This window comes from Candidatus Gracilibacteria bacterium (assembly GCA_028687475.1).
Taxonomy (GTDB): Bacteria; Patescibacteriota; Gracilibacteria; order BD1-5; family UBA2023; genus STC-74.
Genome location: JAQUAB010000004.1, coordinates 65,458 through 88,298, shown reverse-complemented (window position 1 = coordinate 88,298; position 22,841 = coordinate 65,458). Strand labels below are relative to the sequence as shown.

Annotated in this window: 23 protein-coding genes, 2 tRNA genes and 1 pseudogene; 12 read left to right on the top strand and 14 right to left on the bottom strand. The window is 39.0% G+C overall.

Features of this window, described 5'->3' with window-relative positions:
- Nucleotides 1-117: 117 nt before the first annotated feature.
- The 6 genes from PHY14_04600 to PHY14_04575 form a co-directional block, all read right to left on the bottom strand.
- Nucleotides 118-1,935, bottom strand: a complete 1,818-nt coding sequence (locus tag PHY14_04600; protein ID MDD2694177.1) for a hypothetical protein — start codon at nt 1,933-1,935, stop codon at nt 118-120.
- 3 nt (nt 1,936-1,938) lie between these two features.
- Nucleotides 1,939-2,451, bottom strand: coding sequence for a hypothetical protein (locus tag PHY14_04595; protein MDD2694176.1), 513 nt, complete (start codon nt 2,449-2,451; stop codon nt 1,939-1,941).
- A 610-nt stretch (nt 2,452-3,061) separates the two neighbouring features.
- Nucleotides 3,062-4,033 (bottom strand): reverse transcriptase domain-containing protein, encoded by a 972-nt coding sequence (locus tag PHY14_04590; GenBank protein MDD2694175.1) that lies wholly within the window; start codon nt 4,031-4,033, stop codon nt 3,062-3,064.
- On the bottom strand, nt 4,017-4,346 hold the full coding sequence (locus PHY14_04585) for a helix-turn-helix transcriptional regulator (protein ID MDD2694174.1): 330 nt from the start codon (nt 4,344-4,346) through the stop codon (nt 4,017-4,019). The genes PHY14_04590 and PHY14_04585 overlap by 17 nt, the downstream gene beginning before the upstream one ends.
- A 1,019-nt stretch (nt 4,347-5,365) precedes the next feature.
- Nucleotides 5,366-5,458 (bottom strand) — tRNA-Ser (locus tag PHY14_04580).
- Between the two features lie 107 nt (nt 5,459-5,565).
- Nucleotides 5,566-5,961 carry a hypothetical protein gene (locus PHY14_04575; protein ID MDD2694173.1) on the bottom strand — a complete coding sequence of 132 codons (396 nt, stop codon included), beginning with the start codon at nt 5,959-5,961 and terminating at the stop codon, nt 5,566-5,568.
- 89 nt (nt 5,962-6,050) lie between these two features.
- Between PHY14_04575 and PHY14_04570 the strand changes: the two genes are divergently transcribed.
- The 4 genes from PHY14_04570 (at nt 6,051) to PHY14_04555 (ending at nt 9,787) form a co-directional block, all read left to right on the top strand.
- Nucleotides 6,051-6,650: a phosphatase PAP2 family protein gene (locus tag PHY14_04570; GenBank protein MDD2694172.1), complete on the top strand. Its 600-nt coding sequence runs from the start codon at nt 6,051-6,053 to the stop codon at nt 6,648-6,650.
- 28 nt (nt 6,651-6,678) lie between these two features.
- A complete protein-coding gene (locus PHY14_04565; protein ID MDD2694171.1) occupies nt 6,679-7,107 on the top strand; it encodes an NUDIX domain-containing protein in 429 nt (142 codons plus the stop codon).
- Nucleotides 7,097-9,220, top strand: coding sequence for an RNB domain-containing ribonuclease (locus PHY14_04560; GenBank protein MDD2694170.1), 2,124 nt, complete (start codon nt 7,097-7,099; stop codon nt 9,218-9,220). The genes PHY14_04565 and PHY14_04560 overlap by 11 nt, the downstream gene beginning before the upstream one ends.
- Before the next feature lie 75 nt (nt 9,221-9,295).
- The gene (locus tag PHY14_04555) at nt 9,296-9,787 is read left to right on the top strand and encodes a hypothetical protein (GenBank protein ID MDD2694169.1); all 492 of its coding nucleotides are present in this window, start codon (nt 9,296-9,298) and stop codon (nt 9,785-9,787) included.
- Between the two features lie 90 nt (nt 9,788-9,877).
- Here the strand turns inward: PHY14_04555 and PHY14_04550 are convergent, their stop codons facing one another.
- Both PHY14_04550 and PHY14_04545 read right to left on the bottom strand, forming a co-directional pair.
- The gene (locus PHY14_04550) at nt 9,878-10,117 is read right to left on the bottom strand and encodes a DUF167 domain-containing protein (protein ID MDD2694168.1); all 240 of its coding nucleotides are present in this window, start codon (nt 10,115-10,117) and stop codon (nt 9,878-9,880) included.
- Nucleotides 10,095-11,255 (bottom strand): hypothetical protein, encoded by a 1,161-nt coding sequence (locus PHY14_04545; GenBank protein MDD2694167.1) that lies wholly within the window; start codon nt 11,253-11,255, stop codon nt 10,095-10,097. Before PHY14_04545 ends, PHY14_04550 begins: the two co-directional genes overlap by 23 nt.
- Nucleotides 11,256-11,336: 81 nt before the next feature.
- Between PHY14_04545 and PHY14_04540 the strand changes: the two genes are divergently transcribed.
- Nucleotides 11,337-12,638 (top strand): radical SAM protein, encoded by a 1,302-nt coding sequence (locus tag PHY14_04540; GenBank protein ID MDD2694166.1) that lies wholly within the window; start codon nt 11,337-11,339, stop codon nt 12,636-12,638.
- A gap of 28 nt (nt 12,639-12,666) precedes the next feature.
- On the opposite strand, the gene PHY14_04535 is transcribed toward PHY14_04540, so the two are convergent.
- From PHY14_04535 to PHY14_04525, 3 genes are read right to left on the bottom strand one after another with little or no spacing between them, the layout of a single operon-like run.
- Entirely contained in the window at nt 12,667-12,879 is a 213-nt protein-coding gene (locus PHY14_04535) for a hypothetical protein (GenBank protein ID MDD2694165.1), read from the bottom strand.
- Between the two features lie 17 nt (nt 12,880-12,896).
- The gene (locus PHY14_04530; protein ID MDD2694164.1) at nt 12,897-13,427 is read right to left on the bottom strand and encodes a hypothetical protein; all 531 of its coding nucleotides are present in this window, start codon (nt 13,425-13,427) and stop codon (nt 12,897-12,899) included.
- A gap of 10 nt (nt 13,428-13,437) precedes the next feature.
- On the bottom strand, nt 13,438-14,541 hold the full coding sequence (locus tag PHY14_04525) for a polysaccharide pyruvyl transferase family protein (GenBank protein ID MDD2694163.1): 1,104 nt from the start codon (nt 14,539-14,541) through the stop codon (nt 13,438-13,440).
- A 198-nt stretch (nt 14,542-14,739) separates the two neighbouring features.
- Here PHY14_04525 and PHY14_04520 point away from each other — a divergent pair, with 198 nt between their 5' ends.
- Nucleotides 14,740-15,198, top strand: a complete 459-nt coding sequence (locus PHY14_04520; GenBank protein MDD2694162.1) for a single-stranded DNA-binding protein — start codon at nt 14,740-14,742, stop codon at nt 15,196-15,198.
- A gap of 43 nt (nt 15,199-15,241) precedes the next feature.
- Here PHY14_04520 and PHY14_04515 read toward each other — a convergent pair whose 3' ends face one another.
- Together PHY14_04515 and PHY14_04510 are read right to left on the bottom strand one after the other, a co-directional pair.
- Nucleotides 15,242-15,967: a hypothetical protein gene (locus PHY14_04515; GenBank protein MDD2694161.1), complete on the bottom strand. Its 726-nt coding sequence runs from the start codon at nt 15,965-15,967 to the stop codon at nt 15,242-15,244.
- 16 nt (nt 15,968-15,983) lie between these two features.
- Nucleotides 15,984-16,406, bottom strand: a complete 423-nt coding sequence (locus PHY14_04510; protein MDD2694160.1) for a PrgI family protein — start codon at nt 16,404-16,406, stop codon at nt 15,984-15,986.
- 226 nt (nt 16,407-16,632) lie between these two features.
- Between PHY14_04510 and secF the strand changes: the two genes are divergently transcribed.
- The 5 genes and pseudogenes from secF to PHY14_04485 all read left to right on the top strand — a co-directional run bounded on the left by secF (nt 16,633) and on the right by PHY14_04485 (nt 21,153).
- The gene (gene secF / locus PHY14_04505; protein ID MDD2694159.1) at nt 16,633-17,607 is read left to right on the top strand and encodes a protein translocase subunit SecF; all 975 of its coding nucleotides are present in this window, start codon (nt 16,633-16,635) and stop codon (nt 17,605-17,607) included.
- A 62-nt stretch (nt 17,608-17,669) separates the two neighbouring features.
- Nucleotides 17,670-18,770 (top strand): AAA family ATPase, encoded by a 1,101-nt coding sequence (locus tag PHY14_04500; GenBank protein MDD2694158.1) that lies wholly within the window; start codon nt 17,670-17,672, stop codon nt 18,768-18,770.
- Between the two features lie 48 nt (nt 18,771-18,818).
- Complete coding sequence (locus PHY14_04495) at nt 18,819-20,468, top strand: hypothetical protein (GenBank protein MDD2694157.1); 1,650 nt, start codon at nt 18,819-18,821, stop codon at nt 20,466-20,468.
- A gap of 85 nt (nt 20,469-20,553) precedes the next feature.
- Nucleotides 20,554-20,694, top strand: a pseudogene (gene rpmH / locus PHY14_04490) (50S ribosomal protein L34).
- A gap of 105 nt (nt 20,695-20,799) precedes the next feature.
- Nucleotides 20,800-21,153 carry a ribonuclease P protein component gene (locus PHY14_04485; protein ID MDD2694156.1) on the top strand — a complete coding sequence of 118 codons (354 nt, stop codon included), beginning with the start codon at nt 20,800-20,802 and terminating at the stop codon, nt 21,151-21,153.
- A 12-nt stretch (nt 21,154-21,165) separates the two neighbouring features.
- Here PHY14_04485 and PHY14_04480 read toward each other — a convergent pair whose 3' ends face one another.
- Complete coding sequence (locus tag PHY14_04480) at nt 21,166-22,344, bottom strand: peptidoglycan-binding protein (GenBank protein MDD2694155.1); 1,179 nt, start codon at nt 22,342-22,344, stop codon at nt 21,166-21,168.
- A 368-nt stretch (nt 22,345-22,712) separates the two neighbouring features.
- On the opposite strand from PHY14_04480, the gene PHY14_04475 reads away from it, so the two are divergent.
- Nucleotides 22,713-22,789: transfer RNA gene (locus PHY14_04475), tRNA-His, on the top strand.
- Nucleotides 22,790-22,841: the final 52 nt, after the last annotated feature.

Sequence of the window (22,841 nt, the reverse complement as noted above, 5' to 3'; positions counted from 1 at the left end):
AAAAAGGGGAGCAACATTCAGTTGCCCTACATTGTTCTAATACAGAAAAACAAAGGTTAAAAAAATACTTATTCTGGCACGAATAGTATATGAAAAGTAAGCCTTGAGACAAGAAATTTACTTACTATAGCTCTCTATTGCATTTTGAATACCCATTGGAAGATCCTTTTTCTCCTTTAGATCTTTAAATAGTTCCTCTTTAAAGTGATCAATATACTTGTCATTATATAATGGATAATCATCTCCCGCTAGTAAATAGATGATTGTACTGATAAGCAATATACCCGTTAATATTAAAATACTTTTATTTATCTGCGCTCTCCTTAACACCAGAACAAAGGATAATATGCTCATTCCAAAACCAATCATAAAGACTATTGCTGATTTTATTCATCAGACATACTGATATATTTGTATGTTTCAAGATACGAACAGAACAAATGCTGCAAAAATTCAAAGCGTCTCAGTATGACCTTTTGAGACTCGACTTTCACTCATCTCAACTTGCTTTTTAATCATCTCTACATTTTCTTCCTTTTGTTTAGCTAACAAAAAATCCATACTAGCTTCGTTGCTATCAAATTGAAGCTTAAGAATTCTGGTATCAAAATTTGACCCATAGAATTGTATAAATCCTGATAAGGAGTATATCTTAGATGCTTTTATGATTTCAATGTCTGGATAAAACCTCAACAATGCCCCGTCGGGCGTACCATACTTAGTCATAGATACTCAAATATTGTTTTTAGCATCATCTAGAAGCTCTTTAATCTCTGCAAAAGTAGATATAGGTTCTCCGTCTTTATTCTTTCTATAAAATCATCTTTTGATATATAATTTGGCAGTATGAAGGTATAGTCTTGCTAATTTATGATGCGTAAAGTAAGATGATCTTGATTCTAGGATTAGATCTTCGCATTGATGAACTACTTCATCAATTTGATCACGATTCATATTTAATAGTCTTCCATCATTAAGAATAGCACATCATAAAGTGGAAACTAAATAGTTTGAGAAGTACGTTTTATTGGTTTCATATATTTCCTGCTCAATGGAAGATTTCTGTGGCTTTTTATGTACTTTGTAATATTCTTCATAAATATTGACCATATCCCTATAAGCCAAGAAATGATTTTTCTCGTCATATTGAAAATTCTTTAAGTATCAAAAATAGATATACAAATCAACAGCATTAACATTGAGAAAATCAATTTCTACATCCTTTTTCCTGCATTCTGTTATAAGGTTTGTATGTGGATAGAGACCAATACAAGAATCGTAATATTTCTTTATAAGACCTTCAATATCTTTAGTATTAGAGCTAGACGCTCTTTGATATTTTCGTTTCTGAGGATCTAGCATTCATTCTAATTTTATCAAATGCTCATAAGGCTCAAAAAAAGACCTCTCAGAAACCCATTCTCTATTTGACTTATTCCTTATAAAGCTAATATATTTCTTAAATCTATCCCAAGTTTCATTGATTTCATTCAAGTCATTATCTCAAATTTCAATATTTCTCTTCAAAGCCTCCAAAAGATCATCTAGGTAGGTCCAATGCTGATATAGTCTTGCCTGAAGTGCCTGTCGCTCATAATGAGTCTTTTTTTCGTCAAAGAGACTTACTTCAATCTCAAATAACCTACATAACCCCTCTACTAGATAGATAGTTATTTCTTCAGGATCTGTTTGTTCTTCCCCAGAAAGAAAATCCCGATTTACATCAAAAACTATATTTTTCTTCTCACTTACATTTTTCTTAAATTCCTCAATAACGGTTTCTATACTGCGAGCAAATTCTGAATACATAGCATTCGGCAATGGAGCACCCTCAATTACTTCTTGCCCATTTTGCTCCTCGTCAACTTCCCAATTATCATCAAATATAGATCAATTTATGCATTGAGTAACTATGTATAGATATTTATTTTCCATTTACTAAATTACGGCTAGAAATATATCCTCTCATTTTATAAGATCATTATCCATCTTTGATGCTTTTCTATTATTTTTAACAGCTTCTTTATAGGCATTTATCCAACTTCCAAAACGATGTGATATTTGAACCAATTCGAAGGTTGTCTTTGTAAAAAGTATGGTAGGAATACTCTTTACCATTAACTCAATAACCGAACCAGATTTTGGGGAAATATTTCTAAATTCCCTATTTCTCAGTTTATTTTCAAATACTGGATTATATTCAGTATATATTTCATTATAACAATCACTTTCTGCTGGTCCATTAGGTAATGCCCAGAAGTTATTGAATATTTCTTCATCTATTATCTGGTTCTGTCAACCATTATTCATTGCAACCACTGAAAAGAAGAGCATCTTCATAACTCATAGACGTCAGAAATCCTCTAGTTCTTCTTTAGTAACTCATAATTCACTATATCTCTCTATTAATTTATCACAAAAATGAAGAAAATCCCTTGTTTTATCATCCATAACATCTCTAAAGGTTATAACAGGTCCATTATATTAAATAATAAAAAATGTAAAGAGAGCACTCTGGAACCAATGGAACTTTAAATGAGTCTTCAGTACCTTTCCTCATACCGTGCAGTATTTCTCCCAATCACAGGAAGATAATTTCTCAAAGACTCTGAGAGTCTTCTTTTTCTGAGGCGAAGAATCTTAGCATATTTCTTTGTTGGTACACCCTTTATATATGTTTTATGTACTTCCTGAAGCGCAGATTCTATTTCTCGATCTCGTGATGCCCACTTAAATATTCTAAATCCACGAGAGGCATATTTTGAGTCATAGGAGAGACTTAATGCTTCCCGACTATAATACATACCATCCGAAGGAGAAAAGTACAAATACAGGCATTTTTTGAAGGTTTTTGGACAGACGAACCACCATCGATATCAACCATAATTACACGGAGTGGCTACTAGTTGAACAGGAAAAAGGCTTGTTGATAAAAAGAGCGAGAGAGGATTCTCTTTTGTACAGAGTCCAGGATCTATCCCCCCTAGACTTCATTGTATATCTTGGACTTGTATTCTTCGATATTGTTCAATCGTTTGCTTACCCATTTTTGTCGAAATGATTAGGGTTGTTTACTGGAGACTGCTTTTATTCTTTTTCGGTATATTGCTTTGGAATGTATCTGTTTTCAGAGATTAACCTTTTTCTTTAGATCTTTTTCTTGAAGAAATTGGCTGTAGAGATCTTTGCTTTTTTGTAAGCCTTCTTCGCTTATATCAGTTCTATTTATGTATATCTTACCTCCAAGATACTCCACATACTCATCGAGAGATAAGAGTATGCTATATTGTGTCTTCTCTGGATGAATAGTGAGAAAATTGATATTTTTATCTGCTGTTTGAGTAAAGCCTAGAATCCATTCTTTTACTTCTTTTGCGATACTAAGATCTGTCGTAAGGAGAGATATGCCTATATCATCCACATAAAATGTAATTCTTGGTTTTAGACGTTTATACTTCTTCTCCAGTTCATTTTCAAGTTTCTTGAAAAATTGTATAGATGCCCATATAGCAACTCGTGAGGATACGTGCAGTCATCGGGCTAAAGTATGAGGCTTATCTTCTGGGGATTTTAGGGAACCAGGAGGAAAGGTTATAGTATTTGTAATAATTTCAGCTACCTCTGGACTACATTGAAGGATATTACAGAATAAGGAGTATACACGTTCTCGGGGAATACTTTCGAAGAATCGGCTAATATCAGATTTCATAAAACAGTTTTCCTTTTTTCGGATATGCCTACTCATCGCATTTATGATCGACTTTTTCGATACCCCTCAAGTAATATTTTCTGGCAAGGAAGAATCCAATTCTTTAAGCTCTTCTCCTATCCAGATATGAAACTTCTTCATCAATGATTTATTTTTCACGACCCTAATGTATTTTCATTTCTCAGGCTCTGAATCACTGTGATCAAAAAATAATCTTCTTCTATCTTTAGACGTTAAGTTCTTCCATTTGAGTAAATGCTTTTCTGGAATACCACTTCGTTTGGATAAGACCCCCGTTGAGAATATCTTAAGCGTTCTGTGCATAGGATCTAAGGTTTTTAGCTTTCTTCCTGATAAGCATAATTTGAAGCGCATCTACGGTTTGGATGAGTTTTTTCTCGATCCCTGAGAGAGCATTCGGATCTATATCTTCATCAGATATAAGCGGAAGAATGGAATTGGATTTCACTCAGAGCTTATCAGCAAGGCTATTTACAAATTTCTTCGAAGGTTCTTTTTTATCAGTTTCAAGTAATGTAATGAGGAGTGGGGAAACTTCCATAATATCTGCAAACTGACTTTGGTTCAGTTCTGCCGAGTTTCGAAGTTCCTTAAGAAATGAGGAAAATTTTTTCATAGTTTCTAAAAGGAAAATGAGGATTAGAGGAAGAAGTCAGTGAAGACATCGTATGCTTTCTTTAATACTTTAAGGATCACATAGATACGAATCAAGCTTTTTGTGTCCCATAATCCTCATTTTGATTGAGGGGGATATCGAAGCCTGGTACGTTTTATACTTCGGTTTGAGGGATTATTGCCCATAAATTGAGAAGTTCTTAGAAATAAGCTCTTTCGAGCGCTAAGGAATTCATCGTTCATTGGACTGAACTCTTAAACCCATCTGGGTTGGTAGGAATCCCCCTCAAGAGTCAATCCAATTTGCGATTGAACCCCTCGTGCATTTTCATTTTAGTAAACTGTTATGAAAACACTTTCGGCAAGCCAAGTAAGTAACCATAATATCTTTTAGCATTATCTAGTATCTAGTCAGTCCTAGTCTAGTCCATCCAATTCTGATACTTATAGCGATTACTCGTGCTGGCGGAAAAGCCTTACCTTTCCATTGCAAAAAGTAATACTTCCATTACCCCAAAAAGGGATATAGGCATTATTACCAATTCCAGATGCAAGCTTCGATATTTTAATGTGCAATGACATAAGGATTCTATATTTTTTGTAAGGAAAGTCAAATAAAAAATCCATACTTTTTGTATAGAAATATTTTGTAGTTTCTATCTTTTGGAAGTATTTTTATATGGAAAATAAGTAGCAGTTCGATTTCCTACCTGGAATATAAGAAGTTCCATATCCCGAAATTACCTCATTGTAAAAGGCTTTTTTATATGCCAAGCAAAATAGGAGTCAACTAATGAATGGAAAATTGTTCTACCCATTAGTAGCAAGTTCCTTTACTCTATCGTAATTCTCCACAAATTGCTTTATGGCAGTTCGTGTACGTGCCGTCATTTGTGCACCATAGTCATTAATATTAGCTCTTCATCGTCACTTTGTGGCTCTGGAGAGCTTTTTTTAGGTTCGCCCACTCAAAAAAGAAAGGAAGTCTTTATAACTTCCTTTCTCGCTGTATATTAATGATGGCGGTGGGTCGGGGATTCGAACCCCGGCGGCACCTTGCGGCACCCTACAGGTTTAGCAAACCCGCCTCTTCAGCCACTTGAGTAACCCACCGTGGGGCGGATTATAGAAAAAACGAAAAGAAAAGCAAATTTTAGTACTATGTTTTCATAACCATAGAACAAATATTGTTATAGAAAAGATAGATTTCGATAATATAGTTATTTCCATTTTGTAATCTTTATACTATTCATAAAACGTAGATTCATTTCGACACATACTGTTTTCGTTTTTCATGAATAATCCAACACACAAAATCACTCATCCGTTTCGAGAATATTTTTGGCTGTCAGGCTTTTTATTTCCTGGGAAAGAATTTCTTTTGTATTATTTCAGAATTTACAAACATTTTCTGGAGAAAGAGTTTCTCATAGCTGATTGAGTCATGGATATTTCATGTCGGGAAGACATTCCACTTCACGATATGATATTTGTGTCAAAGTGATAACAGCCCCAGTAACAACACTAAGAAGCTGTTTTATTCGCTTGCGATTCTGGACTTTCTTTGGATAGAGAATTCGTTCTGCATGTTCTGAGAATTTTGGGAGAGATTTCATAGAGTGATGATTTTAATAAAAAATATTATTTGTCAAATATTTCTCGTAAAGCGTGTTTACAAAGCTTGGTAGAAAGCTACAATGCGGACATGCTACAATCTCTTCTTCAAGCTGATACATCAGCACTTCTCTGGACCCGAGGACTCGTCGACCCTTCATATGCACATATCATCCAGATAATCGGCGAAAGTATTGTTCTCTGGTGAGCTTTTGTACTCCTTTTCATCTGGCTCACAGGAGTCGCAAAGAAAAACAACCAATATCGCACATGGGCACTGGAAATATTCTTCATCATCATTCTCACGTTCATCGTACATGCGATTATCAATCTCTGAGTCCCACAATGGCGAATGTCACCACAAGAAGTAGCATGAGGATTCAAGCCACTCATACCCCATCCGATTGATAATTCCTTTCCTTCTGGACATGCGCTTTTCACAGCATCACTTCTCGTCGGACTCTGGAATTTCTACCGAAAATGGTGGATAATCGGAATCACCATTGCAATTGGACTTCTCACCGCATCAGCTCGTGTCATTGGTGGAGTTCATTATCCTGGTGATATTCTCGGTGGTTGGTTTTTTGGGATTATTGGTGGATGTATTGCCCTCTATGCAATACGCACCTCCATCTTTCAGGTTCATATTTTTCCACGAATTATTCGCATGATGAAGTGGATTCGGCTTTAGATTTCTTCCCAATAAATATATTTCTATTATGGTTCTTCCCTCGTTTGCTGGTATCATTCTTCGACATGGATCGTATTATCTTTTCTTGAAACGATCGAGAAAGTCACGAAATTGGCCACTACACTGGACAGTTCCAGGTGGGAAGATCGAAGAGTGAGAAAATCCTCTCGATTGTGCAATTCGAGAGACAGCGGAAGAAGTTGGAGTAACTATTAGGCAATCTGATGTTCGCGCGGAAACTATTGTTCATGCAACATATATTGATGGAGAAAAGACCGCATATCTCTATCTCGTAGATACTTGGGGAGGTATGCCCGATAATCTGGAACCTGAACTCCATGATGACTTCGCCTGGAAGTCACTCGATGAGCTTCCGTATCCGATGATTCCTCATATCCAAGCTGGATTTGATGGGATATTGAATCATAAAACAAACATTGAATACCATGCCATCTAAACGAGAAACATTCGTACGATGAAAACTTCATTTTTCCCGAACGAAAGTCGTCGTCAAAAATGGAGAGAAAGAATATTTTATACGACCATTCTCGCTCGATCGAGGGTATCTCGAAGGAGATATTGTTGAGATCAAGATTGTACGCGGGGAAAGCGAATGATATCTTGCGGAAGGTATTATCAAGAAGATCATCGCTCGTACCAATCTTCCTATTATCGGAACCATCAGAAATATAAAAGGTAATAAAATCCAAGTAGAAGTATTTCGAGAATTTGGAAATATTGGAAATATTTCCGTTGTATCGAATGATGCTTATGTGGTCGATGATATCGTCGAAATACGTTATGAACAAGAGAAAAAATGGCGAATCCAGAATATTCTCGGAAAATCAGGAGATCCAAAAACTGAAGAAATGCTCCTATTCCGCAAGGAAGGTATTCGAACGGATTTTCCTGAGAAAGTCCTCGAAGAAGCTGAGAAAATGACAAAAGGAAAGATCGAAAGATCGAAAGAGAAAACCCTCATCCCAAAATATATTACCGACAATCTTGAAAAGGCATTTTTCAGTGAAACAGCAGAAGAATTTTTTCCTACTGTTCTCTGTAATAAAAATCTGCGAACTGACTTCCGAAACTGGTTCACGATGACGATCGACGGCGCGGATGCGAAAGATCTCGACGATGCTATCAGTATCGCACGATATACGGATGGGAATTTCCTTCTCGCGGTACACATCGCAGATGTGGCGGAATATGTCCGAGAATGAAGCGAGCTGGATCGAGAAGCGATCCTCAGAACTACGAGTATCTATACGCCTGGTTGCGTAATTCCAATGCTTCCAGAAAAACTCTCGAATGATCTCTGTAGTCTCCATCCTGGAGAACCGAAACTCGTCCTCTCGATCCTCATGAAAGTCGATCAGAAATGAGAAGTCCTCGCTACCTTCATGACGGAAGGAATTATTGAGAGCCAAAAACGGGGAATCTATGAAGAAATTATTGAGGAAAAACTCGTAAATATAGTTCCTGAAGGATGGGGGTTCGGGGGTGGCAATCGTCCCCAGAGAGAAAATTGAGAAGAGGCTTCACAAAATCGAGTTGACACCCCCGAGACCTTTGTTACTTTCGGTCACGAAAGTAAGGAACTGGATTCCTGAACATCTCAGGAATGACAAACAAAGATTCCCCATCTTTCCGATTTTTTCTCACTCTTCCATATCCTCGAGAAGCGTCGAAAAAAAGAAGGGAAAATCATTTTTGAATCATCGGAACCAACTTTTACTTTCGATGCGAATGACAATATCACCAATATCGAAAAACGTGAACGCGGGCCATCACATATGATGATCGAGGAATTCATGGTGCTCGCGAATGAGGAAGTGGCGAAATGGTGTACGAAGCATTCTCTTCCATTTCTCTCCCGTATCCATCATCTTCCACCCGAAGACAATGCGAAAATCATCCGAGAAATAGTCGGACTCGGAAAAAGTCATGAACAGATTCATCCGAAACATATTCGAGAATACCTCGACACACTCTCGACCGATGAATGAATGTATCGAGCCTCTCGCCTTCTTCTTCCGAAAATGGCGAAAGCATTTTATAGTGACAAGTCACTCATGCATTTCGGTCTCGCACTCGAGTATTATGCGCACTTCACTTCACCGATCAGGCGCTATCCTGATCTCCAGGTTCACCGCATCATCAAGGAAAAACTCCAGAAAACCCTCGACAAAAAACAGAAGGAACACTATCGCCATATTCTAAAAAAAATCGCCAAGAAATGCAGTGATGGCGAAGCTCGCGCAACCGATATAGAACGCGCTGTTGATGCCATTATGGTCTGTCGATACATGTCAGACAAAGTCGGACAAACTTTCGATGGAAGAGTGAATGGATTCACGGATTGGGCAATATTCATCGAGCTCGAGAACGGTGTCGAAGTGACGGTCTACCTCGGAAAGTGAAGAGAAAAATGACGATACATTGTCGACTCTATTCGCGGGACACTCTCCCTCGGACAAAAAATCCTCCACACTATCGGAGAACCTATTCGTGTGAAAGTCACAGGTGTGAATACAGAGGATAGACGAGTGGAAGGAGAAATTCTATAAAAAATGTTCAATATTTGCATTTATCAGAAAATTGAGGTAATCTAAGTGAGTATTTTATTTTCTTCTATTTTTCTTATGAGAACTTCTACTCTTCTCTCTTCGATTCTCGGATATACCAAGAAACTCTTTCGGAATGCTATCTTCCAGATTCTCTCCCTCATCGTGGCTCTCGGAAGTATCGGCATCACTTATGCTGCATGGCAGACCATCAACTCAAGTGAATGAGCAGCAGGACAACCAGTGACACAGACACTGATACAAAAGATTATCAATAATCTGAATGACCTCAATACAAAACTTCAAGCCATCAATCCAAGTGGAACTACACTTTCTGGAAGTAGTATATGTATTGGTGCTGATTGTAAGACGGTATGGCCAAGTAGTACTCCTGCCGGAACTATAATAGCTTGATGTTCAGATACGCCATTGATGTGAGCAGCATGTTGGTGATGAGCTTCAAAACAATATGGCCCAACATCTACCTGTCCTATCTGAAGTACTTTCAGAAAGCTATCCGGAGCGGGGGATTCATCTTATGATTATAGCTTTATATGTGTGAAGAATTAATACGAGGTAAATTTCTAGTCTTGAGAATTTAATTATTACAAAAGCTTGCTACCGTGACGGATACTAAAAACTATTATGTGTATATATTTTCTACATTACTAACTTCACCCCCTTTCTCGAATTCGTAAACCCGCTCACGATTTCCCATTTTTTCCCCGTTTCTCGTTCGAGAAAAGAGAGAAGTTCCTCATTCGCCTTTCCGTCTTCTGGCACTGCCCGGAGACGGATTTTTAGTGCGCCATCATCCATGATGCTGACGAATTCTGTTCGCTTCGCACGAGGGATGACCTTCACGGTGAGAGATGTGTTATCGGGACTGATGGGAAGCATAACCGAGGATGATGATAAGGGGAATAATTGGTGCAATGACGATGACATTCAACGAGAAAAAAAGGATTCCCAAGATGAGCGATGCTCGACTCATGGTATCAATATTTCTCCAGATTTTCTTCACATGCCAGAGGAGAAAAACAAAAAATGGCAGTCCGAAAAAATACAATATATCGAGAAAAATATTGTGTGAAGAATCAATCGCAGAAGTCGCAGGGAAATAGGAATTGATAAGCTTAGATCGTGATCCAGAATAGAGTGTGATGATACTATCAGAACCATTTCCGAATAGGATTCAGAGTGGATGAGAGAAAAATAATCGCATGGTCTCATACATCAACACGAATCGACTCGTAAATGAGAGTAGTTTCTCGGAAGGCAAGAAGAAATACATACAGACAATTCCTATCATGAATATACTGCAGAGAATCAGGATTCTATAGGATTTCTTCGGGAGGAGGAGAAAAAAACCATATCCCATCATAAGTGCCATTCCGATAAGACTTCCCGTCGTGAGAATTGCAGACGCAAGGAGTATTCAGAATGCAATGCGATAACGTGATGAAAAAAGTACAAGAAATGGAAGATGAAGGAGTAAATATCCCGCAACATAATTCGGATTCCCGAGTGTACTGATAGTCCGCCCGAGTTCCCAACTGATTTTTCCCACACCTTGTGGAAAAAATGAATATATATGCAAGTATTCGAGAAGTGCAAAAATCGCGACTCCAAGAGAAGTAAAAAATGAAATTTTAAGAATCCTCTCGTATTCCTTTTTCTCGAGCAATGTCGAGATTCCAAAAAGGAGAACCAAAGCGGAAAAAAAGAAATATCCATGATGCTTCTCATACGATCACCAAAAGAAACTCGCATCGAAACTTCATCCGAGAATACCATGAGCCAAGAGAGGAAATAAGAGTATCGAGAAGAATATGAGATATTTTCGCCGGGAAATCTGCTCCAATTTCTCATAAGAAAAGAGAATCACATCAATCAGAGCTAGAAGAACGAGAAAACAAAAGAGAATCACCTTCACTCGCTCGAATGAACTTCCCTGCCCAATCACCAGACCAAACACCGAGAAAAAATGCGAGAAAAATAAGGGAATAATCCCAACGATGAGAGAAATCGTATACATGAATCCGAGTGTACAGAATCGTTCGCCAATTTCAAGGGAACATTATTTTGTAATTTTGGAAGAATTGGATACATTTCTGCCATGGAATACAAGGTCTTCGGTTGCAAAACGAACAAATACTTCGCGGAAAAATGGCTCGTCCATCCTCACTTGTCTGACAAGAAAGGATATTTTATCGCATCGTGCGTCGTGACCGACAAGGCCAAAGCAAAATGGATCAAACAAGCACTCCGAGTCCTCCCGAAACTCGCATGAACAGAGAAACTCTATCTCTCAGGATGTGGCAATATCCGCGATGGCGTTGTCGATCCACAGTTTTTCGATGTCTATTCAGAACTCAGAGGATTCGCAGAAAAGATAGAAATCCTTCCGGAAGATCCGGATGATTTCGCTGTGACCGTCGAAGAAAAAAAGGAAATCATGAAGACAAAGATTCGCTCTCTTCGCAAAATTGCTGGCAAAGAGCTCTTCACGCGCAAGTATATGGTCATCCAGACCGGATGCGATAATTTCTGTACTTTCTGTCTGACAGTACAAGCACGTGGCCGACACAAGTGGCGTCCGATGGAAGAAGTCATCGAAGAAGTGAATACATTTGTCGACTGAGGAGGCAAAGAAATCATCCTCACCGGAATCAATCTTGGAGCCTGGTGAGCCACGACGTCGAACAATTTCCGAGAATCTCGATTTGTCGAACTTGTCGAAACGATACTCGAGAAAACATCAATTGAGCGCATACGTATCTCATCACTCGGTGTCGAATTCTGCTCTGATGAACTTATCCAGCTTTTTGCAAACCCGAGAATCAATGCCTATGCACACCTCTCGATCCAATCCGGTTCTTCGAATATTCTGAAAGCGATGAATCGCCACTACGATGGTGAAAAAGTCCGAGAAGTTCTCTGAAAAATCAGGAACATACAAAGAATTGATGGTGTCGAGATAAATATCGGCGCCGACCTCATTGTCGGATTTCCTGGAGAAACCGACAAAGACTTTCTCGATACCGAGAATATTGTTCGCGAATATGGAATTACTCAACTGCATGCTTTCCCGTTTTCAGCGCATGTCGACCACTACCATGTTCCCGCAGGAATATTTCCCGATCAAGTTCCGAATCATATCGCCCAGAAACGCCTGAAGCATCTCATGAAAGTGGGCGAAGAGGTATTCCAAGAATTCGCCAAAAATATGGAAGGAAAAACGGTTCGAGTGCTCATCGAAAAAAACCCATCCGAAAACCATTTTTCTGGATGGAGTGAGAACTATCTTTTCTGCAACGAGACAAATATCGAACTTTTACCGAATCAAGAAATCGCACGAGGAAAAGTAGTGAAAGGAATCTACATGAAGGCTCTAAATGAAAAAACAGGCGACGAATAATCACCTGTTTTATTTTTATGAATCAGAATTATTTCCCGAGGAATTTCTCGAGAATCATCATCGGAATCTTCTCCCAGTGTTGCAGCATATTCATCATTCTGACACTGAAATCAAGCACTTTCTCCGCACGTTCCAGCATACAATAAATACGCCAGAGAATCATCGTGAGAAGAGTACCGATCGGAATGGCCATGATAGCCATGACGAGAAAGAGAAGATCGAGAGAATTGATAGTAAGCATATTGAGAAAATTAAGATTTATTTTTGATTGAGCGGATCTTCGATTGGGTTTTTATCTTCTGGAATTGGAGTTTCTGTGGTACTTGATGGTTTTTCTTCAGGAATATTTCCATCATAATATCGATTCTTCCACCAAGTCTTGATTGTTCCCATATCTGTCAGATGTAATGTCTCTTCTCCGACATAGAATACTCGCATATCAACACCTGATGTGAATCCGAACTGTCTCGCAATTTCTGGAGAAGTCTGGAGTGAGAAAAAACGAAGTGAAGCATTATCAGACCAGGCTTGTGTCGACCAGACAGGTGTCCAGAGAAGTAATTCTTGGGAAAGAGGATTCGTCTCATCATATCAGATAAGTATCAGACGTTTCGCATCGACAACGAGTGTCTCATATTCTGCAACAGTCTTGAGAACGATAGGAGTATTTTGGATTTGTTTTTGTGTGAAATCCAATGCCTTGCCTCCATACTGTTTCGCTTTTTCTACATAAGGAGTTGCTTTTTGTAGGTAAGATGATGTTTTTTGTTTGAGTGCGTTCCAGTCCATAGGAGAAAAATTAGAGAGTAAGGAGTTTGTTGGTGAGATCTTCTCGAATCTGTTGATGTCGGATTCTGAGATGCTCTTTTCGTGCGTCATAATTCGCTTCGAGTTCATTCCACAATTTCGTAAAAATGTCTATACTTAGTGTTTCTGGACGAACCATAAAATTATCACATTCGAGAAGTTTGATGAGTTCGTCCGTTTTTGGACCATAAGAAATCATGAGAAATGGAAGTTCATATATACACGCGAGAATACTCGAATGAAATCGCATACCAATAACAGCATGCAGTGAAGGATAGAGATTGAGCGTATGTTCGATACTACCGGTGACATTATAGGTTTTTCCCGTCATGATACGCTTGATAAACAGTGCATCGTTCTGAGAATCTTCACCCGTAGCAGTATGAATGAGAAAAACAGGATCATATCCGCTTTTTTCGAGAAATTCGTAAATCTCAGGAATCACTCGCTCTGTATCTCAGAGGAATCCGCCACGAACCGAGATTCCAACACGTTTTTTTGGAGGAAGTTTTTCGAGTTTTTTTGGCTCATGGAGAAAAACAATATCTGGAATATACGAAGACGCGATGCCGAGCGCATCGAGAATACCGACACTTTTTTCGTCTCGTAGTATGATAAAATCTCCTTGTTTAAATATCTTTCCGAGTTTCATTTTGTTTTTCGTGTTTTTGACTTCTATGGAGAGTCCGAGAAATACAATCGCAGCACCACTGATACGCGCTAATTTAACACGAAAATACCATTGTGCTAGAAGTATATCGAAGTTCACACCCGGTTCGTTATCGAAAATGAGTCCGCCTCACCCAATGATGATAATATCCGCCCGAAGGATCAGCCAAATATTCTTGAAAAAATACCCAATATTTCCAAGAAAGTTTTTTGAAATATTATTCGGAAAATACGACACAAAATGTACACTCGAATCATGAACAAAAGAACTTTTTTGATCATGCGTAAAAATCGTAAAATCTGCCATTTCCCCGTAATGATTCTGAAGAAACTTCAATTCCTCCGAGAGAATCAATTCATCTCAGAGATTGTAGGAACCCGTAGCGGTCATGATGAGTACTTTTTTCTTTTTCGGTGTATTAGACATAGAGAGTACAAGATACTGGCATTCTACGGGAAAAACGAAATATAAGCAAATTTTTGGGTATGAAAGCGGAAAGAATTCTCTTCACTCTTTTCTATTTTATTTTTTGAAATAGAAAAACGAAAGAATCAAGCAAAAAATATTTTGTGATTTCTCGAAAAATATATACGATGAAATCACTTATCCGTAAATATTTTTTCTATGAGCAATTCCCTGAACAAAGTCCAGGTTATCGGAAACCTTACAGCAGAACCAGAAGTTCGCGAGACACCAAATGGACAAAAAGTTGCTACTTTTTCTGTCGCAACCAATCGAAAATGGAAGGATGCAAGCGGTGTTCTTCAGGAAGATACTGAATTTCATAATTGTGTCGCATGGAGAGGACTCGCCGACATCGCAGAACAATACATGCACAAAGGGAAAAAAGTCTACGTCGAAGGATATCTCAAAACTCGAAGCTGGGATGACACTGCAGGAGTTAAGCGTTACAAGACGGAGATTGTCGCAGAAAACGTTATTCTTCTCTCTTCGGCTGGTGGACGAGATGAAGGTTCTTCTTACGGAGGAGCTACAGAAAGCACACCAATGGAAGAAGAGAAACCACGCAAGGCAAAGCCAAAAGTCGAAGAAGATATTTCTATCGAAGATATTCCGTTCTAGACCAAAAAAATCCCCATTCGGGGATTTTTTCTTGATAAGAAATCTATCCAAAATTCAAATTCTCTGTATCCGCTTTCAGATTGTTCTCTGTACGAAGACGAGGATTGTAATAATTATAGATGAGTTTGATGAGCTCCTCTTTATTCAGTGGTTCTGCCTTGAGTCCGATCGCTTCGAGACTCATTTTCGCAGTAGAAAGTCGTTCGAAATTTCATTTCTTGAGTTTCTCGAGACGAATGCGGTTACTACGAATATCTGCGATCGATTCCTCCTGAGAAAGTGCAGACCAGAAAGAACGGAAAATCCCAAACATATCGGTTTTTCGTACACTCTCATTGCTCTCGAAATCGAATGGAATAATAATATAAAATTCTTTCTTCATAATCTGAGCCAGATCGACCAGATTCATGAGAAAATCAATGTACTTATACGTCTGTTCTTGAAGCAGTGTATTTTGCTGCTTCAGAGCCAGATTTTTGAGGCGGTTGATATACGCTTCGATGTCTACCTTCAGTGAACGGACAACAATCTGAATCGGGAAATTCAGAGAATTCAGGAAACGCTGATACGAAATCAGAATTGCATCCTGTTCTTCGGTACTCTTCAGATTAAAATTCATCGCATGCACACGAAGTGCCATACGCGAAGAACCATCCTTCATCATGATGAGATTGTCTCGAATCTCGGAAAAAGGAAGATACCGTTGTGTACTCGAATCTTTTTGTGGTTTTTTTCCAGTTTGTACAGATTTTGTGGTTTTATCAGCCATAAGAGAAAACAGGGAATTAGAGTTTGAGGATTTTTTCTGTTGCTTCTTCATTCTCACTCATACGAGTCTCGAGAGATTTATTGCTTTCTGCATCAGCTTTTTGTGTTGGAAGTGTTACATATCCCACCTCGAGATCTCCATAACTATCTGTTCCTACCGACCACATGCGCGACTTGGAATTCAGAGAAAGACGCATAATCGAAAGAACGACAGGAAGAAATGTCATCTCAGAAACCTTTACCAATGCAATAATGATACCAGCAATAGCAATCGGAACAGCAATGATAAGCGCGCCTGTCTGTCCCATATTGGGAACGAGTTTCTGAAATACACCATATGCAACTCCTCACCAGAGCATCATGATAGCCAGTTGCCTCAGTGAAAGTCCAGCCACAATGGTGTCTTCATTTTCGATCTGGATGGGAATCTTGTACTGCATAACGGCAAGGATAACAGGAAATGTGGCGAATGCTATAAAAGTGAGTATACCCTAAGAGGAGAGAATCTGCAAGGTATTTCATGTGGTTTCTTTTGACTTTTATATACTTCATCGTATAAATGGGTGGAAATTGGTGAATGGTAATTGATAGCGAGTAAAACTTGTTTTGCTCGTGATATCCGTACTCATCACTAATCACTAATCACTAATCACTAATCACTATCTCATGTTCTCTTTCACGAAAAATCGCTTCAAATTCTATGGAATTGCCATTGGACTTTCGCTCATTTCCCTTGTTGCTCCTTTTGTTCTCGGAGTGAATCTGGGAATCGATATGACGGGAGGAATTCAGATAGAATATAGTACTACTGGAGGTGATGCCAACAACGCTGAACAATCAGCAAAGGAATATGCCCAAAGTATCAAGAAAGAAACGCTTTTCGATGGAAAAGAAGTCATCAATGATGTGACTGTATATGGAATCGCTGGGACGAGTTCATTTGTAGTAGAAGCAGGATTTGCCACTCCTGAAGGTGCAAAAGACAGTGATATTGAGACATTGAAGTCGAATTTTGTAAAAAGCCTCACAGAAAAACTTTCTACATACCAAGCTGCGAAAATCTCTCAATCACGCTATGTAAATATCGGAGAATCATTCGGTGCATATATCAAAAAGTCTGCATACATCACTCTGACTCTTGCAATTATCGCCATTTCTCTCTATATCCAGTATGCATTCCGTGGATCTATCCAAGGAATTGCGAGCTGGCCATTCGCAGCAGTAACTGGAATATCACTCGTTCATGATGTGTTGATTGCCTTTGGATTGTACGTGATAACATCGTTTTTCTTCCCACAATTCAAGATCGATACATTCCTCCTGACAGCAATGCTCACAATTCTCGGTTATTCTATCAATGATACTATTGTGGTAATGGATCGTATTCGTTCTACGCTTCATGAAGGAGCGAACAAAAAACTCTCATTCGCGGAAATGATCGATAAGGCAATTCATGATACTATGCGTCGTTCCCTCTTTACTTCCCTCACGGTGTTTATCGTTGTTCTCGCGATGTTTCTCTTTGGGCCTGAGAGTCTGAAGGGATTCACCCTCGCACTTCTCTTCGGTACACTCGTTGGTACCTATTCGTCTATCTGTATCGCATCTCCTCTTCTGATCGACATTACCAAGAAGAAATAGGAAAACATATCTTCTCTCATTCCGGGCTTGTCCCGGAATGTTCATTTTAGAAACGTATTTTCATGATTACATCGTTCCACATTCATAATTTTCGATGATACCATGATGCTCGTATTGCCCTCGAGAAATACAACTGCATCGTCGGCGGAAATGGATCTGGGAAAACACATATTCTCGAAGCGATTCACCTCGCGAGTGGTGGGTCATTGCACTATATCCAAGCGCCACGCTATGAAGATTCTGCATTCGAAATCGGATACCAAGAAGAAGCAGGAATCAAGACCTATTCGCGCGAACGAAAAGAAAAGAAAGATATTTATAAAATTCAAGGGAAAGCTATTTCAGGAGCGAAATACAATGCCAATATTCCATATCGAACGGTTTTTGTATCACCATTCGATATGAATCTTTTTTATTTTGCTCCGAGTATAAGGCGTGATATGCTCGATAGCATTCTCGAGCGTGCTTTCGGACAATTCCGCAGTGTACGTCGTGAATATGAGAATATCGTTCGACAGAGAAATGCACTACTGAAGAAAATTCGAGAAGGTGAAGCGGAACGAAGTAACCTCTCTTATTGGAACGCGCTTTTTGTGGAGAAAGCTCATATTTATCATCTTTATCGGATGAAGTGGCGCGATTTTGTCGATGAATATATAGAGTATATTCAATCCTATCTCCCCAAATATTCCATCACACATACATATACTTGCAAAATAGAAGAAAAATGTCGAGAGTATGGACTTTCTGTAGAAGAATCATTAACACGCTATCTCGATGAAAATAGAGAACGAGATATTATCACTGGACATACACACATTGGTCCACACTTGGATGATTTTTCTTTCTTAATAGGAACAAATGCTGATGAAATTGCAACAGAAAATGCACTCTTTCTTTCTCGCGGAGAAAACAAAATGCTCCTGCTTGCGCTGAAGCAAATAGAGATTCTCTTTCTCAAAAAACAAGTCCATCTTCCTATTATACTTCTCTTTGATGACGTATTTGCTGAGCTCGACTTACAGTACGCCGAAAAACTCATACAATCATTCGAAGCCGATCAAGTCATCATGACCTCTCAGCGATCGCTTCCAGAAGGACGAAATTGGGAAAATTTTTCTTGCATTCATCTCGATTCTGCATATCATGCAGAAAACTCCTAGACTGAATGAATTGCACTTCTGGGGTGTATTCTCTTATTTTTCATTGTTATGAAATCTTTTTTTCTCAAATTCCTCCTTCTCTTAAGTTGTATCGGGGGATCAATAGCTGTGTGGGCAGCTGATACTGTTACTCAGAAAATTGATCATTTTGCACTTATTGGTGCAGATTCGACAAAAGTTGGTGAAGCAATCGATATCACGGTGGAGGCTCGAGACAAAGATGATAAAATTATTCCAACCTATCGAGGTTCGATATTTTTCCAAGCATCTGACTACAATGCTACTCTCCCCAGTCAGGGAAAAGCAATTCAGTTCACAGAGAGCGATAGTGGTGTCAAAACTCTCAGTAAAGCTGTAATATTCAAGAAAGCCGGAGAACAAACTCTGGAAGTATCCGATGCAATAGAAGATGCTTCTGGGAAAAAGACTATTCGAGTCGAGGCAACAACAACTGTAACTCCTACAAATTCAGGAGAAAGTATCACTATTATTACTCCTGAGAACAACGCTATTCTGAATGCAAAAGATCTCATAACTATAAGTGGATATGGGAAAAAGAATAGCAAAGTCAATATCAAACTCAATGGTTCAGATATCGCAACGGTCGTAACGGGCGATGATGGACTCTATAGCAAAACTCTCCCGACTCTTACGCAACAATCAAATATCATCACAGTAGAACTGCTGGATGGAACAAATACCGTCATAGGAACCGCGCAAGTTCGTTTTAGTATGAATAGTACTGATCCTGCATTTATCAATCTCACTATCACTCCGGGTTCAACCGTCGAAGCAAGTACAGGGGTGACATTCATGGTAGAAGCTGATCCAGGACTCACGGAAGTGAATGTGAATCTCGATGGAAGCGTGATAGAACTCAAGGAATCAACTGCTGGGAAATATATCGGAACCACTCTCGCGCCGACAAAATCAGGAGCCTATCCTCTCAGTGTGACACTCAAGAATAATCTCTCACAATGAATCTCAAAGGCAAATGTGGCTACCCTCACTGTTACCGAGAAAACAACAGTTACAACACCGAAATTCGTGAATGTAAAAACAGAAACTATTGGAACAAAAGTCATATTTACTTTCGAGGTAGAAAATCCTCCTGCAGATCTCGCAAAATTCAAGATTGCTTATGGAATGAACGCTGATAGTCTCTCAGAACAAGTCCTCACAAAAGATGCAAAAAATATTCTCACAGCATCTGGAACATATACTTGGTATATTGATAAACTTGATCCAAGACAATATACATTCCGTATATTTGGAGTAAAGGCAGACCAATCACTGATAACAAACTTCGCCTCAGAGCCACTCACAGCAACGATAGGAACACCAGGATGTACTATCGAAAATGTCGGAGAAGTGCTCGTAAAAACTTCTGCGGATAAAAGTGTTCTCTCATGGCTCAGTGTCACTGGTGCGGTCTCATACAATATCTACAAATTCACAGCATCGGGAGATCCTGAATTCATTCAGAATACAAAAGATACAAGCTACACGCTTTTTCTCTCATCAGGTTCAGTGATACAGGAAGACTTCGGTGTCAAGGCACTCTGTGATGATACAACGGAATCAGCAGATATGACAAAGGTATCAAAAGTTCAAACTGGACCTGGACAGATTGCACTTCTTGTTATCATTTCAGCACTCCTCGGAATCTTCTTGGTCAGAAGAAAATGGTCTTACTAAACAATAAATATTGATTTCGAAAAAAACTTTGACTTCATTCAGAGATTCTATATAATCCACGAGCTTTTTTAAAAAATACAGGCATATGATAGGAAAATTCAAAAAAAGAAAACGTCTCCGTGTTCACGGATTTCTCGCTCGCAAGAGTACTGTAGATGGACAAAAGGTTCTTCGCGCTCGTCGTAGAAAAGGACGTCATGTTCTCGCTGTCAGCTATCCAAACCGATTCAAAAATGTTCGTGGAAAAAGTAAACACCACAATGTTGCTGGTGGAAATGCACGTATTATTACCTTCCCTGGCCTTACAGAACGTTTTCGTGGCTAATTTATCATGATTTCGAAACTCCATCGTTTAAATGAAAGAGAAGTGAGAAAGGTTTTATCTAAGAGAAAGCCTTTCTTTTCGTATACTCTGGTGGCGAATGTCATTCCGAATACTCTCTGATACGCACGATGTGGTATTCTTCTCTCTGGAAAACAGACAAAATGAAGTGTCAATCGAAATTCTTTTCGACGAATATTCTATGATGTTTCGCGGGGATACCTGCAAAAAACATCTTCTGATATCGTCGTAGTAGTAAAAAAATGAACCGTATTCAACCGCAAAGATCTGAAACAGATTGAGGAATTCAAACGTGATCTGATATTTCTCTGGAATACTATCACCAAAAAAAAGAATCCATAACAGGATTCTTTTTTATATGAGATTCTTTTGAATCATGGTTTCGATGATAGAATTATGCGTCCAAGTATCGATTTTTCCTGTCGGCGGAATTCCATTCTTCTTCTGAAAGGATTTCAAAGCAAGAATAGTCGCAGGGTTCATAACGCCCACAGGAGCATTTTTCCTGAGATATCCAGAGTTCTGGAGAAACGCTTGAAGTTCACGAACATGCGAACCCTTTTCTCCTCGTTTTGGGCTTCAGAATTGATTCACTTGCGTCTCCGCACGAGTGATAAGTGTAGCCCAAGTAGAATTTTCACTAACCATTTGTGCCCGTTCTTTCTCGATTCGTTTCATTTCTGTATCCCTGAGTGATGCATAACGAGCATATTCCTCTTGAAGTTTTGCTGTCGTGAGTGGACCATAATTCCCTGCACCTGGATCAGAAGCGCTAGAAATCACTCCGTGATCAAGCTGAAATGCAAGAATCATTTCTTTTGTAGTACGTCATTCTGTAGTATATCAGAGATCCGCGAACATATCTTGAACCTCTGCAGGAAGCGCTGTGGTGAGAGTCGCTGTTACTTTCTCGAACTGAGAAATATCCACCTTCCCAGAATCAATACCCGCAAGATCTATCGGATTTCCTGAAGCAGAACTCTCTACGATAACTCATGTGACCTTTCTTCGTCACCAGATCAGTGCTCGTTTGAGTCATGATTCCCCATATCCCATCCAGATATCGATACGATCATACACCTGTCCTCGCTCTCCGGCACTCACAATGGCTCATCATCTATCCGAAACGGTTCCTATACCCAGTCCATCGAAATTGATTTTTGTACCAAAATCATATGTCTTCGGTGCGGCAATCATTCCAGTAAAAACAGGGGATCCGCTTGCACCATTTGTACCATTCCCATTGAGCCTTCTCTCAGCATCATAATTTCACTTGAGATAGAAGCTCTGACCCGGAAGCGGAGAATAGTAGGCAGTGACGATGAATTCTTGCGTCTCACCAACCGTTGCTGCATATCCGCTGGAAGGGAGAAACCCACAAAATCCAATGACTGCCACAAGAGCATAAATATATTTTCTGATATTTTTGAATGAATTCTGTATTCGTTCTTGGGAGACAAATACGAGCGAGACATCTTGTCGAATATGTGCAGACAAGAGACTGCTGGCTGAAAGAGAAGAAGAAAGAACCATGAAGAGAGATTAGGGATAAACGCCTCATCTACATACCTCGCATACTATCAGTTATATTCACTTATTTTTCATTTTAGAGCACAAAAAGTATACTACAAATCTTCGAAAAGAATCAAGAAAACTCCCTTGACTCACCTAAAATTTCATCCAATAACACAAAAATCAATTATTTTTCTTCTTTTATTGAACTATTTCAATATCCTCGGAATCCTGAATGGATAAAGAAAATCGAACGATTTATCAGAAGAAAATCACAAAATAGGAACGAATCATATACAAAAAATAAAAAAACTCAAAAATATTTTGCAAAAGGGTGAAGTTTTCATATACTGCCCGAGCTCGCAAAAGCGAGAAATTTTTTCTGTATGGCGGCCATAGTTTAGTTGGTTAGAACGCCGGACTGTGAATCCGGAGGTCGTGGGTTCGAGCCCCATTGGCCGCCCCATCATTACTGAGCTAATAGATAAAAAATAATAACTAAGACTTCGGAAATTTTC